The organism is Ruegeria sp. YKSF131, from assembly GCF_059612645.1.
Window position 1 is genome coordinate 55,774 of record NZ_JBXWQZ010000004.1, and the last position, 17,517, is coordinate 73,290.

The following is a 17,517-nucleotide window of genomic DNA, read 5'->3' on the forward strand; positions in this document are numbered from 1 at the left end:
AGACAAAGACAATGCTATTCGGACTTGATGGCGTCGAGATAGGCCTCATTATCGTATTCTTTTGCCTTTTCGGGGGCATTCTTTCCGGCTTTCCGGTGGCTTTTGCCATCGGCGGGGCGGGGATCATATCCTTTGGCATCATCGCCGCGCTGGACAGTGCGGGGTTGCTGATCCACCAGGCGATTGATGTTGGATCGCAAAGTTATCGGGACCTTGTGAATTCCGGGATCAAGCCGGACACCATATCGGTGTTCCGATACCCGGATTTGCCAAGGCTCGCCGAACCGGTTTTTGCCTCGGGCTGGGAAACCGCGCTGGACCGCAACGTTTCGTTCATCGTGAACCGCATGAACGAGCGCGTACTGGCCGGACAATCCATCGAGACCCTTCTGGCCGTGCTCATGTTTGTTCTGATGGGCATCACGCTGGAACGTTCGAAGATTGCCAATGATCTGCTGACGACGATGGCACGTGTTTTTGGCCCGCTTCCGGGTGGTCTGGCCGTGTCAATTGTGGTTGTGGGGGCGTTTCTGGCGGCTTCGACCGGTATCGTTGGCGCGACCGTTGTGACGATGGGCCTGCTGGCGCTTCCAACCATGTTGCGCAACAACTATTCACCGGAACTGGCGACCGGTGTGATCGCGGCATCGGGCACCTTGGGGCAGATCATTCCGCCGTCGATCGTGATCGTCCTACTGGGCACATTGGCAGGAGATCTGTATTCGACAGCCCAGGAAACCAGGGCTGTTGAGGCCGGTTGCACCGACGCGCTGACCTATCTGGGTGAGCCTGCGGTTGTCTCGGTCGGGACATTGTTCCAGGCTGCGCTGTTGCCAGGGATCATGCTGGCGCTGCTCTATGCGCTCTATGCCTTTGGTTATGCATTGCTGAATCCACACAAAGCGCCCGCTGTGGCTGTGTCCGGTGGTTCCGGGGAACCCATTACGCGGTCAGAAGGCCTGACATGGTTGCTGGGTGCGCCTGTAGCCCTGATCGTCGGCGCGGTCCTTTTGGGCAATGTCGGTGTGATCGGAAGCCAGAACATCTCGGTCTCGGCCTTCTCGGATATCGGCGAGGGTGCGTCGCTGCGGACCAACGTATCGGAAGAATGCAAGGCGTCAATGATCGACCTGCATGGGCAGGCTGCATGGGATCAGGCGGTTTCCGAGCAGGAAGCCATTGATGCCGCGGGCGGCACAACCCAAGCGCATCGCCTGACAGAAGAGGAACTGGCTGCTGAACAGCAAAAAAGGATTGCCGATGCGGCACCGATCGGCACCGGAGTGGCGGTTACCCTCGTCCTGCTGGGTCTGACCCTGGTTCTGGGCCGAGGGATCGCACCGTCGCGGTCACCGCAACCGCTGATACTTGGCGCAATCGGGCTGCTGCTGATGGCGTTGGTCGATATCCTGATAATATCGCCTACCACATCCTCTGGCGTGACTTTCGTGCTGCTCGCCCTGCCGTTCGCGCTGGCCATGTATGGTTGCAAAGAGGCTGCGGCCCGCTGTGCCACAAACGATCTGATCCGCGTGGTCTTCCCGCCGCTTGTTCTGATCATCGCGGTGCTGGGCTCGATCCTGGGAGGTGTCACCAATCCGACACCGGCGGCTGCGCTGGGCGCGGGTGGCGCGATCATGCTGGCCGCCTATCGCAAGCTGCAGGATCAGGGCCGTTCGGGCAAAGTGGTCATCTGGTCGACCTTCGCCGTTGTCATTGCACTGCTGATGGGGGTCAACTTTGACCTGCGTATCAATCAAGGCAGTGTGACGGTGGAAACCTGGATCGCCTTCATCATTGCTTATGCGGCCTACCTTTACGCCCTGTTCGGGCTGCTGTACGGATGCTGGGTGCTCTATTCCAGCGGTGTTTTGACCCCGGTGGTGCGTGAGACAGCCAAAGTGACCTCGATGGTGTTCACCATCCTCATCGGATCGCAGTTGCTGAACCTCGTGGTGATTTCATTCGGAGGGGAGCATTATATCCAGCAATTCCTGAAGAGCTTTGACAACGAGTTCACGGTTTTCCTGATCGTGATGCTGGTGCTGTTCATTCTGGGGTTCGTGCTGGATTTCCTCGAGATCATCTACATCGTGATCCCCATCGTGGGCCCGGTGATCTATGGCGGCTCGTTCGATCCGAAATGGGTCACGATCATGGTGGCGGTGAACCTTCAGACGTCGTTCCTGACGCCACCTTTCGGGTTTGCGTTGTTCTACCTTCGGGGGGTTGCGCCGAAAGAGGTCACAACTGGTCATATCTATCGCGGGATCGTTCCGTTTGTTCTGATCCAGGTTATGGGGATCGCGATCTTGTGGTTCTTCCCGACGATTGTCACGATCGTTCCGGACCTGATGCCAAACTGATCCGATCCGGAAGAGAATATTGCAAAGGGGGCCGATTGGCCCCCTTTTCTGTTTGTTTCGGGCAAGGGGCCAGCCCCTTCTTGGCCTGCGGCCAATTCATCCCCGGGATATTTATAGCCAGATGAAGATGCGGATCAGGTGAACTGGATCAGGTCCCAGCGATTGCCGAAGGGATCACGCCAGACAGCGACGATGCCATAGGGTTCGTGGCGTGGGTCTTCTTCGAAGTGGACATCCCCAGCGCGCATATCTGCGTGGTCACGATAAAAGTCATCGGTTTGCAGGAAGAACCCAACGCGCCCGCCGGTCTGGTTGCCTATGGCGGCGGTTTGTTCAGGTCCGTCAGCCTTTGCCAATAGAAGGCATCCGCTGTCCGAACCTGGAGGCGCGATGAGAACCCAGCGCTTGCCATGGCCGAGGTCGATGTCCTTGATGAGTTGGAAGCTGAGTGTCTTTGTATAAAACAAGATGGCGTCGTCGTAATCCGGCACAACAAGGGTGACGGCATGCAGGCTTTGTTTCATCGCGCGGTCAGCCTTTGGTCGGATGCCGGTCAGGGAGCTGGATATTGGCGACCTGTTCGGCGATTGGCGGCGCCGACAAGGGGTGATGCGATGTGCCGGAATAAGCATCCGGATCACTGATCTTTTGCCACCCCCCCTGAATATACGCCTCAAGCCCAGAAAACTTGGCTTTGTAGCCCATCTTGGGACTGCCGGGGACCCAGTACCCCAGATAGATATAGGGCAGGCCCGCCTCACGTGCGATGTCGATATGGTCGAGGATCATGTAGGTGCCGAGTGAGTTCTGCGGCTGTTCCGGGTCGTAGAAGGAATAGACCATGCTTAGCCCGTCATCGAGCACATCGGTCAGGCTGACGGCGATCAACTCGCCCGTTTCAGGATCGGCATATTCCACAACGCGGCTGCGGATCGGTGTTTCCTCGATCATCGCGGCGAATTCGAAAACGTCCATGTCAGCCATGCCACCATCGGCGTGCCGGGTGTCAAGATAGCGGCGAAACAGCTCGTATTGCTCATCCGTGGCCCATGGCGAGGTTGCGCGGCGTTCCAGATACCCGTTCCGCTTTGCCGTGCGTTTCTGGCTTTTGGTCGGACGGAAGGCTGAAACATCGATCCGGGCCGACAGGCAGGCTGCGCAATCCGTGCACGAAGGCCGGTAGAGTACATTCTGAGACCGGCGAAATCCTTGTTGAGACAGGGAATTGTTCAGCTGTTCAGCCCCTTCGCCTTGCAGGGCGGTGAACAGTTTACGTTCCATCCTGCCGCCAAGATAAGGGCAGGGCTGCGGTGCCGTGACATAGAATTGTGGCGCAATTGGCAGCGTATGTCGCATGAAATCCCCATCCAGCCTCGGGAGGGATGATAGCAACCGTTCCCGAGACCGCCAAGTGTTTCACGCAACCTTGCGTTAGGCCCGTTGATTGATCATGACGGTGCCCAGAAAACTGTCGGTCAGACCCTGGCCACGGGCGCTGGTCATCATCATGATGACCGAGATGATCTGGACCACGGGAAAGGCCATGCTGACGAAATAACCAGCTGTGTGGGCAAGCGCCTTGCCCAGATCCATTCGTTCTCCGAACGCATCGCGCAGCTCGATCCCCATAAAGCGCATACCCAGCGTGGCTGAGCCGTTGGCGATGGTCACCACCCGGTAGACGAAGCTGACAACCGCGTAGATCAGGGCCAGGAAAAACAGACCCAGAAAAGCGGTTAAAAGGATTGCCACCGTGCAAAGCAGCGAAATGAACGCGATATCGAACAGCCAGGCGACAAAGCGTTTGGTTGTCACCGAACGATAGAAATCAGGTTGGGTGTCCGGGTCGGGCAGATGGTTCATTCGAAAGGTCCGTAAAACAGGGGTAGGGGGACCCTGTCCCGAAACACCGGGGCAGGGCAAGGTCAATCAGGCGGGCTCGCCCTTGCCGTCTTCGTCATGGCTTTCGCGGGCGCGTTCATCCATGAATTGATCGAATTCGGCTTTATCTTTGGCGTCACGCAGGCGGCGCAAGAAGGCTTCGAAATCCTGTTGTTCGCGTTCCAGGCGGGCCAGGGTATCTGCTTTGTAGGCGTCAAAGGCGCTGTTGCCCGAGGGCTTCATTGCACTCATGTGGCTGTGCCAGGATTTGCGGCGGTTGCAGGATTTGCTGAACATGCGTTTGCTCCAGATCATATAGGCCAGCAGGGCAAGGCCAACGGGCCAGAAGAAGATGAAACCAAGAACCATGGCGGCGATCCAGGCCCCTTTGCCTTTGTCATCCAGCCAAGCTTCGGTTCGGTAAAGCCATCCCGGATTCGCGGGGACGGCGGGGTCGGACAATGCGGTCATTTGAGCTCTCCAGGGTTGATGTAAACTCTATTCACATTGCATAGATGGGGTACCGTTTGGACGGGTGCAAGGGGTAATGTGAAAAAGATTTACATTATGCAATCCGGTTGACGTTTCAGGATCTGGCTCGCAGGGTCCGGGTATGGATAAGACGGACAACAAAGCTGCCCCTGCACTAAAGGACATTCTTGAACTGGAAACGCAGGTCTGGGTGGCGCTGGTTGAAGGTGATGCAAGCGCCGACCGCGCCTTGCTGAGCACGGATTTTCTGGGCGTTTATCCCACAGGATTTGCCAATCGGGACGATCACGTCGGGCAATTTGCAGATGCGCCAACGATGGCCGAGTTTGATCTGAGTGACGCTCGGTTACGCGTTCTGACCCCGGATATCGTCTTGCTGTCCTACCGTGCCGATTACCTGCGCCCGGGTGCAGATCGGCGCGAGGCGATGCTGATTTCATCTTTGTGGGAACGAAGAAACGACGTTTGGGTCAACAGCTTCAGTCAGGACACGCCGGTTCAGGAAACCTGATCAGAATGCCCCATTGACGATTACGTCCCGCAATGCGCAGGGTGCGCGCATGACTGACGCTCTTGCCATTACCCGCCTTCCGCGTGCGTTTGATCCGTCCCTGGGCGATGAAGCCCGCGCTCTGATACCTGATCTGTCGCAGGAGATGGGAGAGCTGGTGGCGGGGGCGGCCGGGTCCAGCCCATATCTTAAAGGCCTGATAGAGCATGAAAGGGAATGGTTGCCTGATGCCTTAGTGCGCCCGGACCAGGCGCTGACTGAAGTCATGGCGGATGCGCGTGAGCTGCCGCCGGATCAGCTGAAATCCGGCTTGCGGCAGGCCAAGCGGCGTGTGGCGCTGTTGACCGCGCTTGCCGACATCGCAGGTGCCTGGCCGCTTGAGAAAGTCACCGCGGCACTGACCGATTACGGGGCACTGGCCGCAGATGTTGCGGCCAAGGCCGAGATTGCGACGTTGATCCGGCGCAACAAACTGCCGGGTATGACCGAGGACGATATCGAAACTGCCGCCGGGATGGTCATTCTGGCCATGGGCAAGATGGGCGCGCATGAGCTGAACTACAGCTCGGATATCGATCTGATTGTGCTGTTTGATGAGACACGGTTTGACCCCGACGACTTCTACGAGGCCCGGCAGGGTATGGTGCGGGCAACGCGGAACTTCTGCGCGACGCTTAGCGACAAGACTGCCGATGGCTATGTTTTCCGTACAGATCTGAGGCTGAGACCTGATCCCGCCGTAACACCGGTCTGCATGGCGATGGAGGCCGCTGAACGGTACTACGAAAGCCTTGGCCGCACGTGGGAGCGCGCAGCATATATTAAGGCCCGCCCCTGCGCCGGAGACTTGGCCGCGGGGCAGCGGTTTCTGGACACATTGCGCCCTTTTGTCTGGCGTCGCCATCTGGATTTTGCCGCCATTCAGGACGCGCATGATATGCGTCTTCGAATTCGCGAAAACAAGGGTACGGGCGGGGCCTTGTCGATCCCCGGCCACGACATGAAGCTGGGGCAGGGCGGTATTCGCGAGATCGAGTTCTTCACCCAGACCCGTCAGTTGATCGCAGGTGGCCGCGATCCGGATTTACGGGTGCGCGGAACGGTCCCGGGGTTGGCGGCGTTGGCGTCAAAAGGCTGGGTGCCGCAGGATGTCGCGGACAAACTGACCGATCATTATCGGGCGCATCGCGAAGTCGAACACCGCATTCAGATGGTTCATGATGCACAGACGCATAAGGTGCCGAAATCACCGGAAGGCATCGAACGCATCGCCTGTCTGATGGGGATCGGCAGCGACGAACTGAAACAGGACCTGAAAAACCGCCTGACGGAAGTACACGAACTGACCGAAGGTTTTTTTGCGCCCGGGCCCGGTCCTGCACCTGTGGCGGCGCAGGATGTGGAGTTTGACCAGAGTGTTCTGGCCCGGTGGACGACCTATCCGGCCTTAAGGTCCCAGCGCGGGTCGCGGATATTCGAACGGTTGCGGCCCGAGCTGCTGTCGCGTCTTGCCAAGACCGCCAAACCGGACGAGGCGTTGATGGCGCTGGACGGGTTTCTGTCAGGCCTTCCTGCCGGGGTGCAGCTGTTTTCATTGTTCGAGGCCAATCCGCAACTGATTGACCTACTGGTCGATATCGTTGGCACGTCTCATGCTCTGGCCTCGCATCTGTCGCACAATGCCTTGGTTTTCGATGCGGTGATCGGCGGCAGTTTCTTTGCCGATTGGCCGGGGCAGAAGGCTTTGCAAATCGAACTGGCCCGTGCGCTGGCGGAAGAGCCTGACTATGAAACCCGGCTCGACCTTGCGCGGCGCTGGTGTAAGGAATGGCATTTCCGGGTCGGTGTCCACCACTTGCGCGGTCTGATCGACGGGGCACAGGCAGGCCGGCAATATGCAGAGCTTGCACAATCGGTGATTGCCGCCATCCTGCCATATGTTGCCGAAAATTTCGCCCGCAAACACGGGCCCGCACCGGGGCGCGGAGCGGCGGTGTTGGGCATGGGGTCGCTGGGCGCAGGACGGATCAATTCGCAATCCGATCTGGACATGATTGTGATCTATGACCCGCAGGATCAGGACATGTCCGATGGTCCGCGCCCTCTGGCCACGCGCACCTATTATGCGCGGTTCACGCAGGCGCTGATCACAGCACTTTCAGCTCCGATGTCACAGGGGCGGCTGTATGAAGTTGACATGCGCCTGCGCCCGTCCGGCAATCAGGGGCCGGTCGCCACCAGTTGGGCCAGCTTTACCAATTATCAGCAGAACGAGGCCTGGGTGTGGGAACATCTGGCCCTGACCCGTGCTCATGTCGTTGCGGGTGATGCCGGTTTGGCAAATGATATCGAAGCGTTCCGCGCCGGGTTTCTGTCGCGCCCACGCGAGCGGGACAATGTCTTGCGCGAAGTCGCCGAGATGCGAACGCGCCTGGCCGCAGCCAAGGCACCTGCCGGGATTTGGGATGCCAAAAACGGGCCCGGCCGCCTGATGGACATCGAACTGATGGCCGAAACCGGTGCCTTGCTGGCAGGGACTACGGCACGCGATGTGTCCTCGGGCCTCGATGGAGCCGTCGCTGCCGGGTTGCTGGATGTCGCGCAGGCGCAATCCCTGAAAGACTGCTACAGCCTATGCTGGTCGGTGCAATGTGCGGCCCGGCTTCTATCGGGCAAAGTCATCGAGGCGGAGCAGATCGGTGAAGGAGGTGTGGATTTCCTGTGCCGTGCCACCGGGTTTGAACAGGTCGATGCACTGCAACGGGCATTGCAGGAGAGTTACACAACTGCGGCCGACCTGATCGGCAGCGTGATCCAAGAGGGCGAAGATGGCACGCAGCACTGATCCCAATGACCACAAAGGTCTGATCCAGGAAGCTTATCGCATCGAAGGCATCACCCTGCCGGAATGCCGCAGCATATTTCTGGACTGGGCGCTCAGCCTGCCCGAAGAGCGTGACCAGAACACGGCGCTGACCGAGTTGCATGCGGCATACGCGCTGCACAGCCCGGATCATCCCATGACTCAGGTTCTGTCCGAGGGCCTTCAGGCGGCCCAAACCCCGAAACGGCGCGGTGGCTGGCGTTCGCGAAGCCGCTAGGTCTTTTCCATCGGCACATTCGCGACTAAGAGGGCACCATGACCCAATCTGCCGACCGCCCCCGTATCCGCCTGAAACCCAAAGCCAACGCGCGCGGCCTGCGCCATGGCTTCCCTTGGGTCTATGCAAATGACATCGTCACCGACCGCCGTACGCGCAAGATCCCCGCAGGCGCTCTGGCGATTCTCGAGGATGACACTCCCGCAGCGCTTGCGCTGGTGGCGGTCAATCCTGAGTCAAAAATCATGTGCAGGGTGCTGGATCGTGATACCAACGCGCAGTTGGACAATACTTGGTTCGAAACCCGCCTCAGCCGCGCCCTTGCACTGCGTGAACGTCTGTTTGATGCGCCTTTCTACCGTCTGGTCCATGCCGAGGCCGATGGCTTTCCCGGTGTGATCATCGACAGGTTTGGCGATACCTGTGTCATCCAGCCCAACGCGGCCTGGGCCGAGGTGCATCTGGATACGCTCACCGAAGCGCTAATCAAGGTCGCAGGCGTGACGACGGTGCTGAAAAACGCCTCGGGCCGCACGCGCGGGCTGGAAGGGCTCGACGATGAGAACCTGACTTTGCACGGCACAGCACCCGACGCGCCCCTGCCTGTGCCAATGAATGGTGCCACGTATATGGCCGACCTGACCGGAGGTCAGAAAACCGGCCTGTTTTACGATCAACGCCCCAACCAAGCCTTTGCCTCACGGCTGGTACATCCCGGAGCGCAGGTGCTGGACGTGTTCAGTCATGTCGGCGGCTTTGGTCTGGCGATGCTGGCCGCAGGTGCCGGACGGGCCTTATCCGTCGATGGGTCTGCGGCCGCGCTGGAACTGGCCACCAAAGGTGCCGAGGCTTCGGGCCTTGCCGACAGGTTCCAGACCCGGCAGGGCGACGCGTTCGATGTACTGACTCAATTGGGGGACGAGGGTGCGGTTTTTGACGTGGTCATTTGTGACCCACCTGCCTTTGCCCCATCAAAACAAGCGCTGGATTCGGGTTTGCGCGCCTATGAACGTATCGCACGGCTTGCCGCACCTCTGGTCAAACCGGGCGGCTATCTGGGGCTGTGCTCGTGTTCTCATGCCGCCGATCTGGGACGGTTCCGCGATGCCTCCTCCCGCGGGATCGGCCGGGCGGGCCGAAAGGCGCAACTGATCCACACCGGATTTGCTGGGCCGGATCATCCGCAACTGCCGCAACTGGCGGAAAGCGGCTACCTCAAGGCGGTGTTCTACCGCCTATGAAGGCTGTTCTCGACACTTGCGTCCTCTATCCCACGGTCATGCGCGAAATGCTGTTGGGCGCCGCGCGATTGGGATATTTCACCCCGATCTGGTCCGCCCGCATCCTCGAAGAATGGGCCCGCGCCGCCCGCAAGCTGGGCCCGACGGGGGAGGCGCAGGCGCGTGCTGAAATCGCGCTGGTGCAAGCGGCCTGGCCGGATGCCGAACGTCCAGCGAACGAGGGTCTTCAAAACCGTCTGTGGCTGCCGGACGCCGCAGATATCCACGTGCTGGCCACAGCAATCGCGGCTTCCGCTGATCTGATTGTCACGGTAAATGCCAAGGATTTTCCCAGAAATATCCTGACTGATGAAGGGCTTGACCGGCAAGATCCCGACAGCCTGTTGTACAGTTTCTGGCAGTCAAACCCAGAAGGCATGAGCACACTTGCCACACAGGTCCTTGCCGAAGCCGATCGCCTCTCAGGCGAACAATGGACCCTCCGCGCGCTCATGAAAAAAGCCCGGCTTCCGCGATTGGGCAAAGCGCTCGCCATCTGAGCGGGATCCAGCTTCATCTGGCCAAAAATATCCCGGAGAGCGCGAGAGGCTGGCCTCTCGCAGCACAGGCATCACCCGCGTGCCCAACGCTGTTCAAGCTTTTCCAACGCCGCAACACGTTCATCTGTCTTGGGATGGCTCATCAGCCAGGCCGGGACCACCCCGGCGCGCTGCTGTGTCAACTCTTCCAGCTTGTGAAACAGTGATTTCTGCGGGCCGATTCCGATACCGGCTTTTGTCAGCAAAGCTGCTGCGTATTCATCCGCCTCATACTCGTCCTGCCGCGACAGGCGCGAGGCGATCAGCGCGGTCAACGCATTGGCAATCATCGCCCCGACAAAGGGGATGAACCTGTTCAGAACCATGATCAGCGCCGTTCGCATCGCATTCTGCCCTGAAAAATCGATCATCCGCCGCCGTGCGTGACCCAGCGCCACGTGCCCCAACTCATGCGCGATTACACTGGCCATTTCCTCAGCAGAAACCTCTCCGTTGTGAAACTTGCGGTAAAATCCTCGCGTGATGAATATCCGCCCGTCCGGCGCGGCCAGCCCGTTCACCGGGTCGATCTCGTAGATATAGACCGGCACCCGTTCGATCCCGAGCACCGCCGCCAGCCGGTCGGTCATGCGTTTCAGCGCTGGATCGGCAAGTTCCGTCGATTTCGCATCCAGTTCCCGATGGGTGCGCCAGACGGAAATCCGGTACATCACAATTCCATAGGCAATGGCCAGCAGGATCGGGGTCAGGCGAAGCATGGGTTAGATATGGTAGCACTGGGCTTTTAGGGCAAACGAAAAATTCAGGGGCCGCTTTTGGGACAAAGCTACCGCCAGAATTCTGCGATCCTGCGGCAGCTTTGTTGATCTATAGGATGCGATGTAGCAATCAAAGACCTGTAGACGGCTCAACTTCCAGTAAGACGAAAGTCTTCTTTCCATTGACGTCGAATTTCTGAACCACGTCACCGTCGCGAACGACCGTCAGACAACGATAGCGGCCTTCATCTGCTACCATGGAAACACAAACCTGATCCGTATCAGTGATCGCAAATGCTCCCGTACCCGTCCAACCGCCGTTGGTTAATTCGCCACTGACGATATTGTTCGGGTCGTAATAGAAACGGAACGTCTTCTCTCCGGAACTGGCTGTGACCCTGTTTCCGATCAGTAACTCGGCTATCTGTTCTGCATTCAGCTTTTTGCCGCCATTGGCCAATGCCGCTTCAAGGTCAGTTTGCGCGAAGACCGAGCCGCCGGCACAGGTTATTGCGGCCGCCATGAGCAGTGTTCTCAACCGTGGCATGTTCCTTCTCCTTTCATGATGGGGGAAACGTATCGGGATGATTTCCCGCCATACGGAAGTTAGAAGGATTCCGGCCGCGGCACTTGATCGAAAGCTGATATTTCCTGACATTTAGATGACAATTGGCAAAATCCGTTGAGCGACAAACACAGCCGGATGTAAGTTGAACTATGTACAGGTTTTTGGATTTTGAACTTGACCCGGCAAAAGGTTTGAGCCGCAGCGGACATCCGGTGGCATTGGAGCCTCAGGCACTTCAACTGCTTGAATTACTGATTAGAAACCGCAGTCGAATCGTCACCAAGGATGAAATAGTTGATGAAGTCTGGGCCGGAAAGGCCATAACGGACGCAGCTCTGAACACGCGAATCCGCTCTGTACGAAAAGCACTGGGCGATAGCGCGGCGAGTTCGGAGTACATCAAGACGCTTCCCAAGCGCGGGTTTCAGTTCGTTGCGCCGGTCGTTCAAAACGAGCCTTCGGAACAGCAATCTGGCAGGCCTTCAAAACGGCTTGCTCTTGCTGCGAGCATTGTTTCGGCGTGTGCTCTTGCCATTGTCTTTTTTTCTGTCTCCTTTGAACGGCAAGGATTGCCAGATACCGAAACCCCGTCATTGGCTGTTGTTCGTTTTGATAATCTGGGCGGTGATAACGCGGGGCAGTACTTTGTCGATGGTCTTACAGACGATCTGACCACTCACCTGTCACGCAACCGTGACTTGTTCGTCGTTTCCAGCGCGACGATGTTTTCTTATGCGCGTGGCGAGGCGAGCCCGATCGAAATCGCCCGCGAACTGGGGGTCGATTACATCGTCCGGGGCAGCGTCCGACGCGCTGGCGATCGGGTGCGGGTTAGCGGAGAACTTATTGATGTGGATGCCAGCGAAACTATTTGGGCAGAGAGTTTCGAACGGCAAACAACGGGTATCTTTGCGGTTCAGGACGAGATTAGCCAAGCAATCGCCGGGCAATTGTTGCCGGAAATATACCTGTCGGACGCGACGCGCTCACAGGGAAAGCCAACCCAGGACATGGGAGCGTGGGATCTGTACCTTCGCGGTCGGGTGCGTCAATCCGAGTTTACCAAGGAGGCACAAGAGGAAGCCGCAAGCTACGCGCGGGAAGCGATTGCGGCTGATCCTGGTTTTGCCGCAGCCTACAGCCTGTTGGCTCGTGCCCTTGGGACGACTTTCTTCTTCCAATGGGCAGACACCCCGCAGAACACGCTCATATCCGCTACCGAAGCCGCTACGCGAGCTATAGAACTCGACGGTCAGGAAGCGCAGGCCCACGCGGCATTGGGATATATTTACCGGTTTACCGGCGAGGCGGATCCTGCCATCGCAAACCTCGAACGCGCGGTCGCTCTCAATCCCAATGACGCTCGTATCCGTTTGGAACTGGCGCATACTTTCGATTGGTTTCGTATGCAGGACCGTGCGTTGCCGGAGATTGAAATGGCCATCAAACTGAGTCCGCGCGATCCGATGCTGCAGAACATGTACTTTTATAAAGGGCATATCCTGTTTCATCTTGGACGCCACGAAGAGGCGCTGGATACTGCAAGGCAGCTGGGCACTGTCGCGACAAGCAACACCTGGCGTCTGTTTCATCATCTACTGCGCGCCGCAAACCTTGCCGAAATGGATCGACCGGAAGAAGCTCATGAGGCCGTGGAGGCGGCTATGCGCATTAATCCGAAACTTTCAATTTCGGCGATGAAGAGACAGTTCGCAGGATCGAAAAATCATCCAGAAAACCGAAAAATCTGGTTGGCGAGTTTGAAAAAGGCTGGTGTGCCGGATTAGGTGCAAAAAACAAAGATGTTCGAAGACTGGACGCTCGTAAGTTGGAAAATTGGTCGCTATGGCCTCAAACCTGCCATCAGTCTCTACCGCGTCAGCTCGCGCATTCCCTTTTCAAGACCAGCCAGTGTCATGGGCACCATGCGATCTTCAAAGATGTCGCGGATCATGCTGATGGAATGGGTATATTCCCAGTATTTCTCGGGCACCGGGTTGATCCACAGGTTTGACGCCCACTGTTCGCGCGCGCGTTGCAGCCAGACCTGACCAGCTTCCTGATTCCAATGTTCATTGGCACCGCCGGGATAGGCGATCTCATAGGGGCTCATCGAAGCGTCGCCGACAAAGATGCACTTGTAGTCGGACCCATAGGTGCGCAGCACTTCGTGGGTCGGGGTCAGTTGGTTCCAGCGGCGGCGGTTGTCCCGCCAGACCCCTTCATACAGGCAATTGTGAAAGTAGTAATATTCCAGATGCTTGAACTCGGTTCTTGCAGCGGAAAACAGCTCTTCAACCACCTTGATATGCGGGTCCATCGAGCCGCCGACATCCAGAAACAACAGTACTTTGACGGCGTTGTGGCGCTCGGGCCGGGTTTTGACATCCAGATAGCCATGCTCGGCCGTGGCGCGGATGGTGCCGTCCAGATCCAGCTCTTCGGCTGCTCCCTCCCGCGCCCAGCGGCGCAGGCGTTTCAGGGCGACCTTGATGTTGCGGGTGCCCAGTTCAACCGTATCGTCGAGGTTCCTGAATTCCCGTTTGTCCCAGACCTTGACCGCACGCTGGTGACGGCTTTCTTTCTGACCGATACGGACGCCTTCGGGGTTGTACCCATAGGCCCCGAACGGAGAGGTTCCTGCGGTGCCGATCCACTTGTTGCCGCCCTGATGACGGCCCTGTTGTTCCTTGAGCCGTTCGCGCAGTGTTTCCATCAGCTTGTCGAACCCGCCAAGCGCTTCGATCTCGGCTTTTTCCTCCTCCGACAGGTGTTTCTCGGCCATCTTGGCGAGCCAATCGGCAGGGATATCGACAGCTTCCAACACCTGATCGAAACTGATCTCGCCCAAGCCCTCAAAGCTGGCGGCAAAGGCGCGGTCGAATTTGTCGATATTGCGCTCGTCCTTCACCATCGACACCCGGGCAAGGTAATAAAACGCTTCGACATCATAGGTGACCAGACCCTTTTTCATGCCTTCCAGAAAAGTCAGATACTCCCGGAGTGATACCGGGATGCCCGCTTTGCGGAGGTTATTGAAAAAGGGCAGGAACATTGCGTCATGCCACCATGCGAAGCAGAACCAGCGAGATCACCAGCCCCACAAGCGCAAAAGCGATCCCATATCCGGCGGCATACTGTGCCATGTCAGCGCCGTTTCCATTGCGTTTTTTTGCGGTCAAAGCACCCAGGATTGCACCCAGTATCGCCATTCCCAGTACTAGCAACATATGCGTTTCATCCGTCTTTCGTGCTGTCAGCGGGGCGTCGGCCACTGTTTTGAGCCAGAGATTGAGCCACCAATTCAGAACCGAACCCGTATCGCGCCCATCCAAGGCTGTCCAGTCTGACGGCACGTGCCTTTTGTAATTGACCGGCCTGTTTCAAGGCCTCGGATTTCAACAGCAGCAAGGTTGCCAGAAGCGAAGCGTTTTCCGCGCGGGTCATCACGTCGATGGCCTGATCCAGTTCGGGCAGGACCTCTGGCCCGCGATCCTGCGCAAGCGCAAAGGCTGCGGTTTGCGTTGAGACATAAGCCTGATGAACCTCGGTTCCGGGCGTTGCGCGAAGAAACTGTTGCGCGATCTTGAACTGCCGCTGGGCTTCCGCCGGGTCACGAAACTGCTCCATCCGACCCATCAGGTAGTGGGGATAGGCGCGGCGGTGATCCGTCCATCCCAATTGCTGCCCGATGCGGGCTGCCTTTTGCGCGGCGCGTATCTGCCGGGGGGAACCCGGCCCTGGTCCCAGTGATTTCTGGATCGCGTTGATCCACTCTCGGGGGGTATCCGTTGGCCGTTGCGCGGCTAATCGGTCACCCCGTGGATTCAGGCGGCTGAGAACATCGGGGATGACGGCGGCGACCTGATCCCGTGTCATACCGGTGTGCAGTTCGGGCGCATAGGCCGCGCGCAGAATCAGCATGTCGAACCCAGTCAAAACCGTATGAATATTGTCGTCGTTGAACACGGAATCCGGCAGGTGATAGAGGTCGTTCAGCGGACCAAGGGCTTGCGCCAGTTCTTCGTGCAGACAATCGCGCATTTCCTGCGGGCTGACATCGTAGGGGATGAATATCCCCAATCGTTCGCGCTGGCGCAGCTCAACCCAACTGCTTTTGGTCTTGCGGCGGTCGCGCTGATACTCAGCCAGGCTGGACGCGTTTGGCACCACGAAACAGGCCGCGTTTGGCAGAATTTGCAGAATGTCCTTCTGGCTGACCGCTTCGATCGTGATATTGGCCTGACCGTCGTTGATTTGTCGGATGTTGATACCCGCCTCGCGCTTCAGGCGGTTCAGCAGGCGGGTCAAATCCTGCTGCATACTTTGTGTCGGCGATCCGGTCAGGCGAACGGTGATCGGCGTTTCGAACCGGGTGAAAACGGGCAGGGCGGCCCCGCTTTCCAGTTCGAAATGCAGGGACAAGAAATCCGCCGCGATGTTCGTGTTGGACCGTGCCGGTGGCGAAGGGCGGGGTGCCGCAAAAGACTTGGCTGGCGGCAACGCCACTTCGATATATGAAACATCGTTCCCGAGTTCGATTGTCTCGACAGACGTGCAGCCAGCGATAACCAGCGCCAGAAAAAGGGCGCCCAAACGCATCATGGGCGGGCGTACTTGATGAACGGTGTCAGGGTGCCGATGCGATCATAAAGGTGGCGTGCCGTGTGGTTGAACTCTTGCGTCAGCCAGTAAACGGTTGGGGCGCCCTGGCGATCAGCCTCTTCATAAACCGCCTGAATCAAGGCGCGACCGACGCCCGTTCCTCGGGTTTCAGGTCGGGCGAACAGGTCTTGCAGGTAACAGACCTTTTCCACTTTCCAGGCGTGGCGATGAAACAGGTAATGCGTCAGCCCGACCAAAACGTCATTCTGTTCCGCAACAAAACAGGAAAAATCCTGTGGGTCGTCGCCCAACAATCTGGAAAAGGTCGTTTCATACACGTTTTCAGGCAGGGTAGTTTCATAAAACGCCAGATAATCCCGCCACATTTCGGCCCACTGATCTTTGTCCTCGGCCCGCAGGGTCCGGATTGTCAGAGCGTTCGCCAAGTGATGACCCCAATACTGCTGCTTTGAAACGCGGTTGCGTCAGGTATTTCGATGCTGACACCCGGGATACGCAATGGCAAGCCGTGATCACTGATTGTTCACACGCAGGCTAGCGTTTGCCACGTGCCATGAAAGCAAGACGTTCGAACAGATGCACATCCTGTTCATTTTTCAGCAAAGCGCCATGCAGCTTCGGCAGCGCGCTGGCCCCGTCACGCCTGAGGTCTTCGGCCGTCAGGTCTTCGGCCAGCAACAGCTTCAGCCAGTCCAGCACCTCCGAGGTCGAGGGCTTTTTCTTGAGCCCTTGCGTCTCTCGGATCTCATAGAATTGCGTCAGCGCGGCGGTCAGAAGTGCGTCCTTGATGCCGGGATGATGCACATCAACGATCCGGCGCATCGTCGCCTCATCCGGAAAGCGTATATAGTGGAAAAAACAGCGGCGCAGGAAAGCGTCTGGCAGCTCTTTTTCGTTGTTCGAGGTTATGATGACGATAGGGCGGTGCTTGGCCCGGATCGTCTCGCCCGTTTCGTAGACGTGGAACTCCATCTTATCGAGCTCCTGCAATAGGTCATTGGGGAACTCGATATCCGCCTTGTCGATTTCATCGATCAGCAGAACAACCTTTTCGTCGGCGTCGAAGGCCTGCCACAGCTTGCCCTTGCGGATATAGTTCGACACATCATGGACACGCTCTTCGCCTAGTTGGCTGTCACGCAGGCGGCTGACGGCATCATATTCGTAAAGACCCTGCTGCGCGCGGGTGGTGGATTTCACATTCCACTCGATCATTTTCAGCCCCAGCGCACCGGCCACCTGTCTGGCCAACTCGGTCTTGCCGGTACCGGGTTCGCCCTTCACCAACAGGGGGCGCTCAAGCGTGACAGCGGCGTTCACGGCAATGGTCAGATCGTCGGTGGCGACATATTCGGCTGTACCTTGGAAACGTGCGGTCATGGGCCTCTCGTGCGTATATTGCGTTGGACGGGCAGGTTGTGGTTTCCGGGTTAC

At 58.0% G+C, this 17,517-nt stretch carries 18 protein-coding genes; 7 read left to right on the forward strand and 11 right to left on the reverse strand.

Annotation, left to right across the window (positions count from 1 at the left end; all coding sequences use genetic code 11):
• Nucleotides 1-11 precede the first annotated feature (11 nt).
• On the forward strand, nucleotides 12-2,366 hold the full coding sequence (locus AC2FLZ_RS02745; protein WP_480493007.1) for a TRAP transporter large permease: 2,355 nt from the start codon (nucleotides 12-14) through the stop codon (nucleotides 2,364-2,366).
• 134 nt (nucleotides 2,367-2,500) lie between these two features.
• Here AC2FLZ_RS02745 and AC2FLZ_RS02750 read toward each other — a convergent pair whose 3' ends face one another.
• The 4 genes from AC2FLZ_RS02750 to AC2FLZ_RS02765 all read right to left on the reverse strand — a co-directional run bounded on the left by AC2FLZ_RS02750 (nucleotide 2,501) and on the right by AC2FLZ_RS02765 (nucleotide 4,718).
• Nucleotides 2,501-2,890 (reverse strand): VOC family protein, encoded by a 390-nt coding sequence (locus AC2FLZ_RS02750; RefSeq protein WP_480624503.1) that lies wholly within the window; start codon nucleotides 2,888-2,890, stop codon nucleotides 2,501-2,503.
• A 7-nt stretch (nucleotides 2,891-2,897) separates the two neighbouring features.
• Nucleotides 2,898-3,722 (reverse strand): arginyltransferase, encoded by an 825-nt coding sequence (locus AC2FLZ_RS02755; protein ID WP_480493009.1) that lies wholly within the window; start codon nucleotides 3,720-3,722, stop codon nucleotides 2,898-2,900.
• A 75-nt stretch (nucleotides 3,723-3,797) separates the two neighbouring features.
• The gene (locus tag AC2FLZ_RS02760; RefSeq protein ID WP_480473291.1) at nucleotides 3,798-4,229 is read right to left on the reverse strand and encodes an RDD family protein; all 432 of its coding nucleotides are present in this window, start codon (nucleotides 4,227-4,229) and stop codon (nucleotides 3,798-3,800) included.
• 66 nt (nucleotides 4,230-4,295) lie between these two features.
• Entirely contained in the window at nucleotides 4,296-4,718 is a 423-nt protein-coding gene (locus AC2FLZ_RS02765; protein WP_480473289.1) for a DUF2852 domain-containing protein, read from the reverse strand.
• 142 nt (nucleotides 4,719-4,860) lie between these two features.
• Here AC2FLZ_RS02765 and AC2FLZ_RS02770 point away from each other — a divergent pair, with 142 nt between their 5' ends.
• The 5 genes from AC2FLZ_RS02770 to AC2FLZ_RS02790 are packed head-to-tail and all read left to right on the forward strand — an operon-like array spanning nucleotide 4,861 to nucleotide 10,131.
• Entirely contained in the window at nucleotides 4,861-5,250 is a 390-nt protein-coding gene (locus AC2FLZ_RS02770; protein WP_496881714.1) for a DUF4440 domain-containing protein, read from the forward strand.
• A 49-nt stretch (nucleotides 5,251-5,299) separates the two neighbouring features.
• Entirely contained in the window at nucleotides 5,300-8,095 is a 2,796-nt protein-coding gene (gene glnE / locus AC2FLZ_RS02775; RefSeq protein ID WP_496714792.1) for a bifunctional [glutamate--ammonia ligase]-adenylyl-L-tyrosine phosphorylase/[glutamate--ammonia-ligase] adenylyltransferase, read from the forward strand.
• On the forward strand, nucleotides 8,079-8,351 hold the full coding sequence (locus tag AC2FLZ_RS02780; RefSeq protein WP_480517387.1) for a hypothetical protein: 273 nt from the start codon (nucleotides 8,079-8,081) through the stop codon (nucleotides 8,349-8,351). Before glnE ends, AC2FLZ_RS02780 begins: the two co-directional genes overlap by 17 nt.
• 38 nt (nucleotides 8,352-8,389) lie before the next feature.
• The gene (locus AC2FLZ_RS02785; RefSeq protein WP_496714793.1) at nucleotides 8,390-9,592 is read left to right on the forward strand and encodes an RSP_2647 family RNA methyltransferase; all 1,203 of its coding nucleotides are present in this window, start codon (nucleotides 8,390-8,392) and stop codon (nucleotides 9,590-9,592) included.
• Nucleotides 9,589-10,131 carry an RSP_2648 family PIN domain-containing protein gene (locus AC2FLZ_RS02790; protein ID WP_496714794.1) on the forward strand — a complete coding sequence of 181 codons (543 nt, stop codon included), beginning with the start codon at nucleotides 9,589-9,591 and terminating at the stop codon, nucleotides 10,129-10,131. Before AC2FLZ_RS02785 ends, AC2FLZ_RS02790 begins: the two co-directional genes overlap by 4 nt.
• Before the next feature lie 71 nt (nucleotides 10,132-10,202).
• Here the strand turns inward: AC2FLZ_RS02790 and AC2FLZ_RS02795 are convergent, their stop codons facing one another.
• Entirely contained in the window at nucleotides 10,203-10,889 is a 687-nt protein-coding gene (locus AC2FLZ_RS02795; protein WP_496881715.1) for a M48 family metallopeptidase, read from the reverse strand.
• 130 nt (nucleotides 10,890-11,019) lie between these two features.
• Nucleotides 11,020-11,436, reverse strand: coding sequence for a hypothetical protein (locus AC2FLZ_RS02800; protein WP_480553742.1), 417 nt, complete (start codon nucleotides 11,434-11,436; stop codon nucleotides 11,020-11,022).
• Nucleotides 11,437-11,618: 182 nt separating this feature from the next.
• Between AC2FLZ_RS02800 and AC2FLZ_RS02805 the strand changes: the two genes are divergently transcribed.
• Nucleotides 11,619-13,244 (forward strand): winged helix-turn-helix domain-containing tetratricopeptide repeat protein, encoded by a 1,626-nt coding sequence (locus AC2FLZ_RS02805; protein ID WP_480553741.1) that lies wholly within the window; start codon nucleotides 11,619-11,621, stop codon nucleotides 13,242-13,244.
• 83 nt (nucleotides 13,245-13,327) lie between these two features.
• Here the strand turns inward: AC2FLZ_RS02805 and AC2FLZ_RS02810 are convergent, their stop codons facing one another.
• The 5 genes from AC2FLZ_RS02810 to AC2FLZ_RS02830 all read right to left on the reverse strand — a co-directional run bounded on the left by AC2FLZ_RS02810 (nucleotide 13,328) and on the right by AC2FLZ_RS02830 (nucleotide 17,463).
• Complete coding sequence (locus AC2FLZ_RS02810) at nucleotides 13,328-14,512, reverse strand: vWA domain-containing protein (RefSeq protein ID WP_496881716.1); 1,185 nt, start codon at nucleotides 14,510-14,512, stop codon at nucleotides 13,328-13,330.
• Between the two features lie 4 nt (nucleotides 14,513-14,516).
• Nucleotides 14,517-14,687, reverse strand: coding sequence for a hypothetical protein (locus AC2FLZ_RS02815; RefSeq protein ID WP_209503658.1), 171 nt, complete (start codon nucleotides 14,685-14,687; stop codon nucleotides 14,517-14,519).
• A 7-nt stretch (nucleotides 14,688-14,694) separates the two neighbouring features.
• Nucleotides 14,695-16,062, reverse strand: coding sequence for a DUF2927 domain-containing protein (locus tag AC2FLZ_RS02820; RefSeq protein WP_496881717.1), 1,368 nt, complete (start codon nucleotides 16,060-16,062; stop codon nucleotides 14,695-14,697).
• A complete protein-coding gene (locus tag AC2FLZ_RS02825) occupies nucleotides 16,059-16,508 on the reverse strand; it encodes a GNAT family N-acetyltransferase (protein WP_496714798.1) in 450 nt (149 codons plus the stop codon). The genes AC2FLZ_RS02820 and AC2FLZ_RS02825 overlap by 4 nt, the downstream gene beginning before the upstream one ends.
• Before the next feature lie 109 nt (nucleotides 16,509-16,617).
• On the reverse strand, nucleotides 16,618-17,463 hold the full coding sequence (locus tag AC2FLZ_RS02830) for an AAA family ATPase (protein WP_480473265.1): 846 nt from the start codon (nucleotides 17,461-17,463) through the stop codon (nucleotides 16,618-16,620).
• Nucleotides 17,464-17,517: the final 54 nt, after the last annotated feature.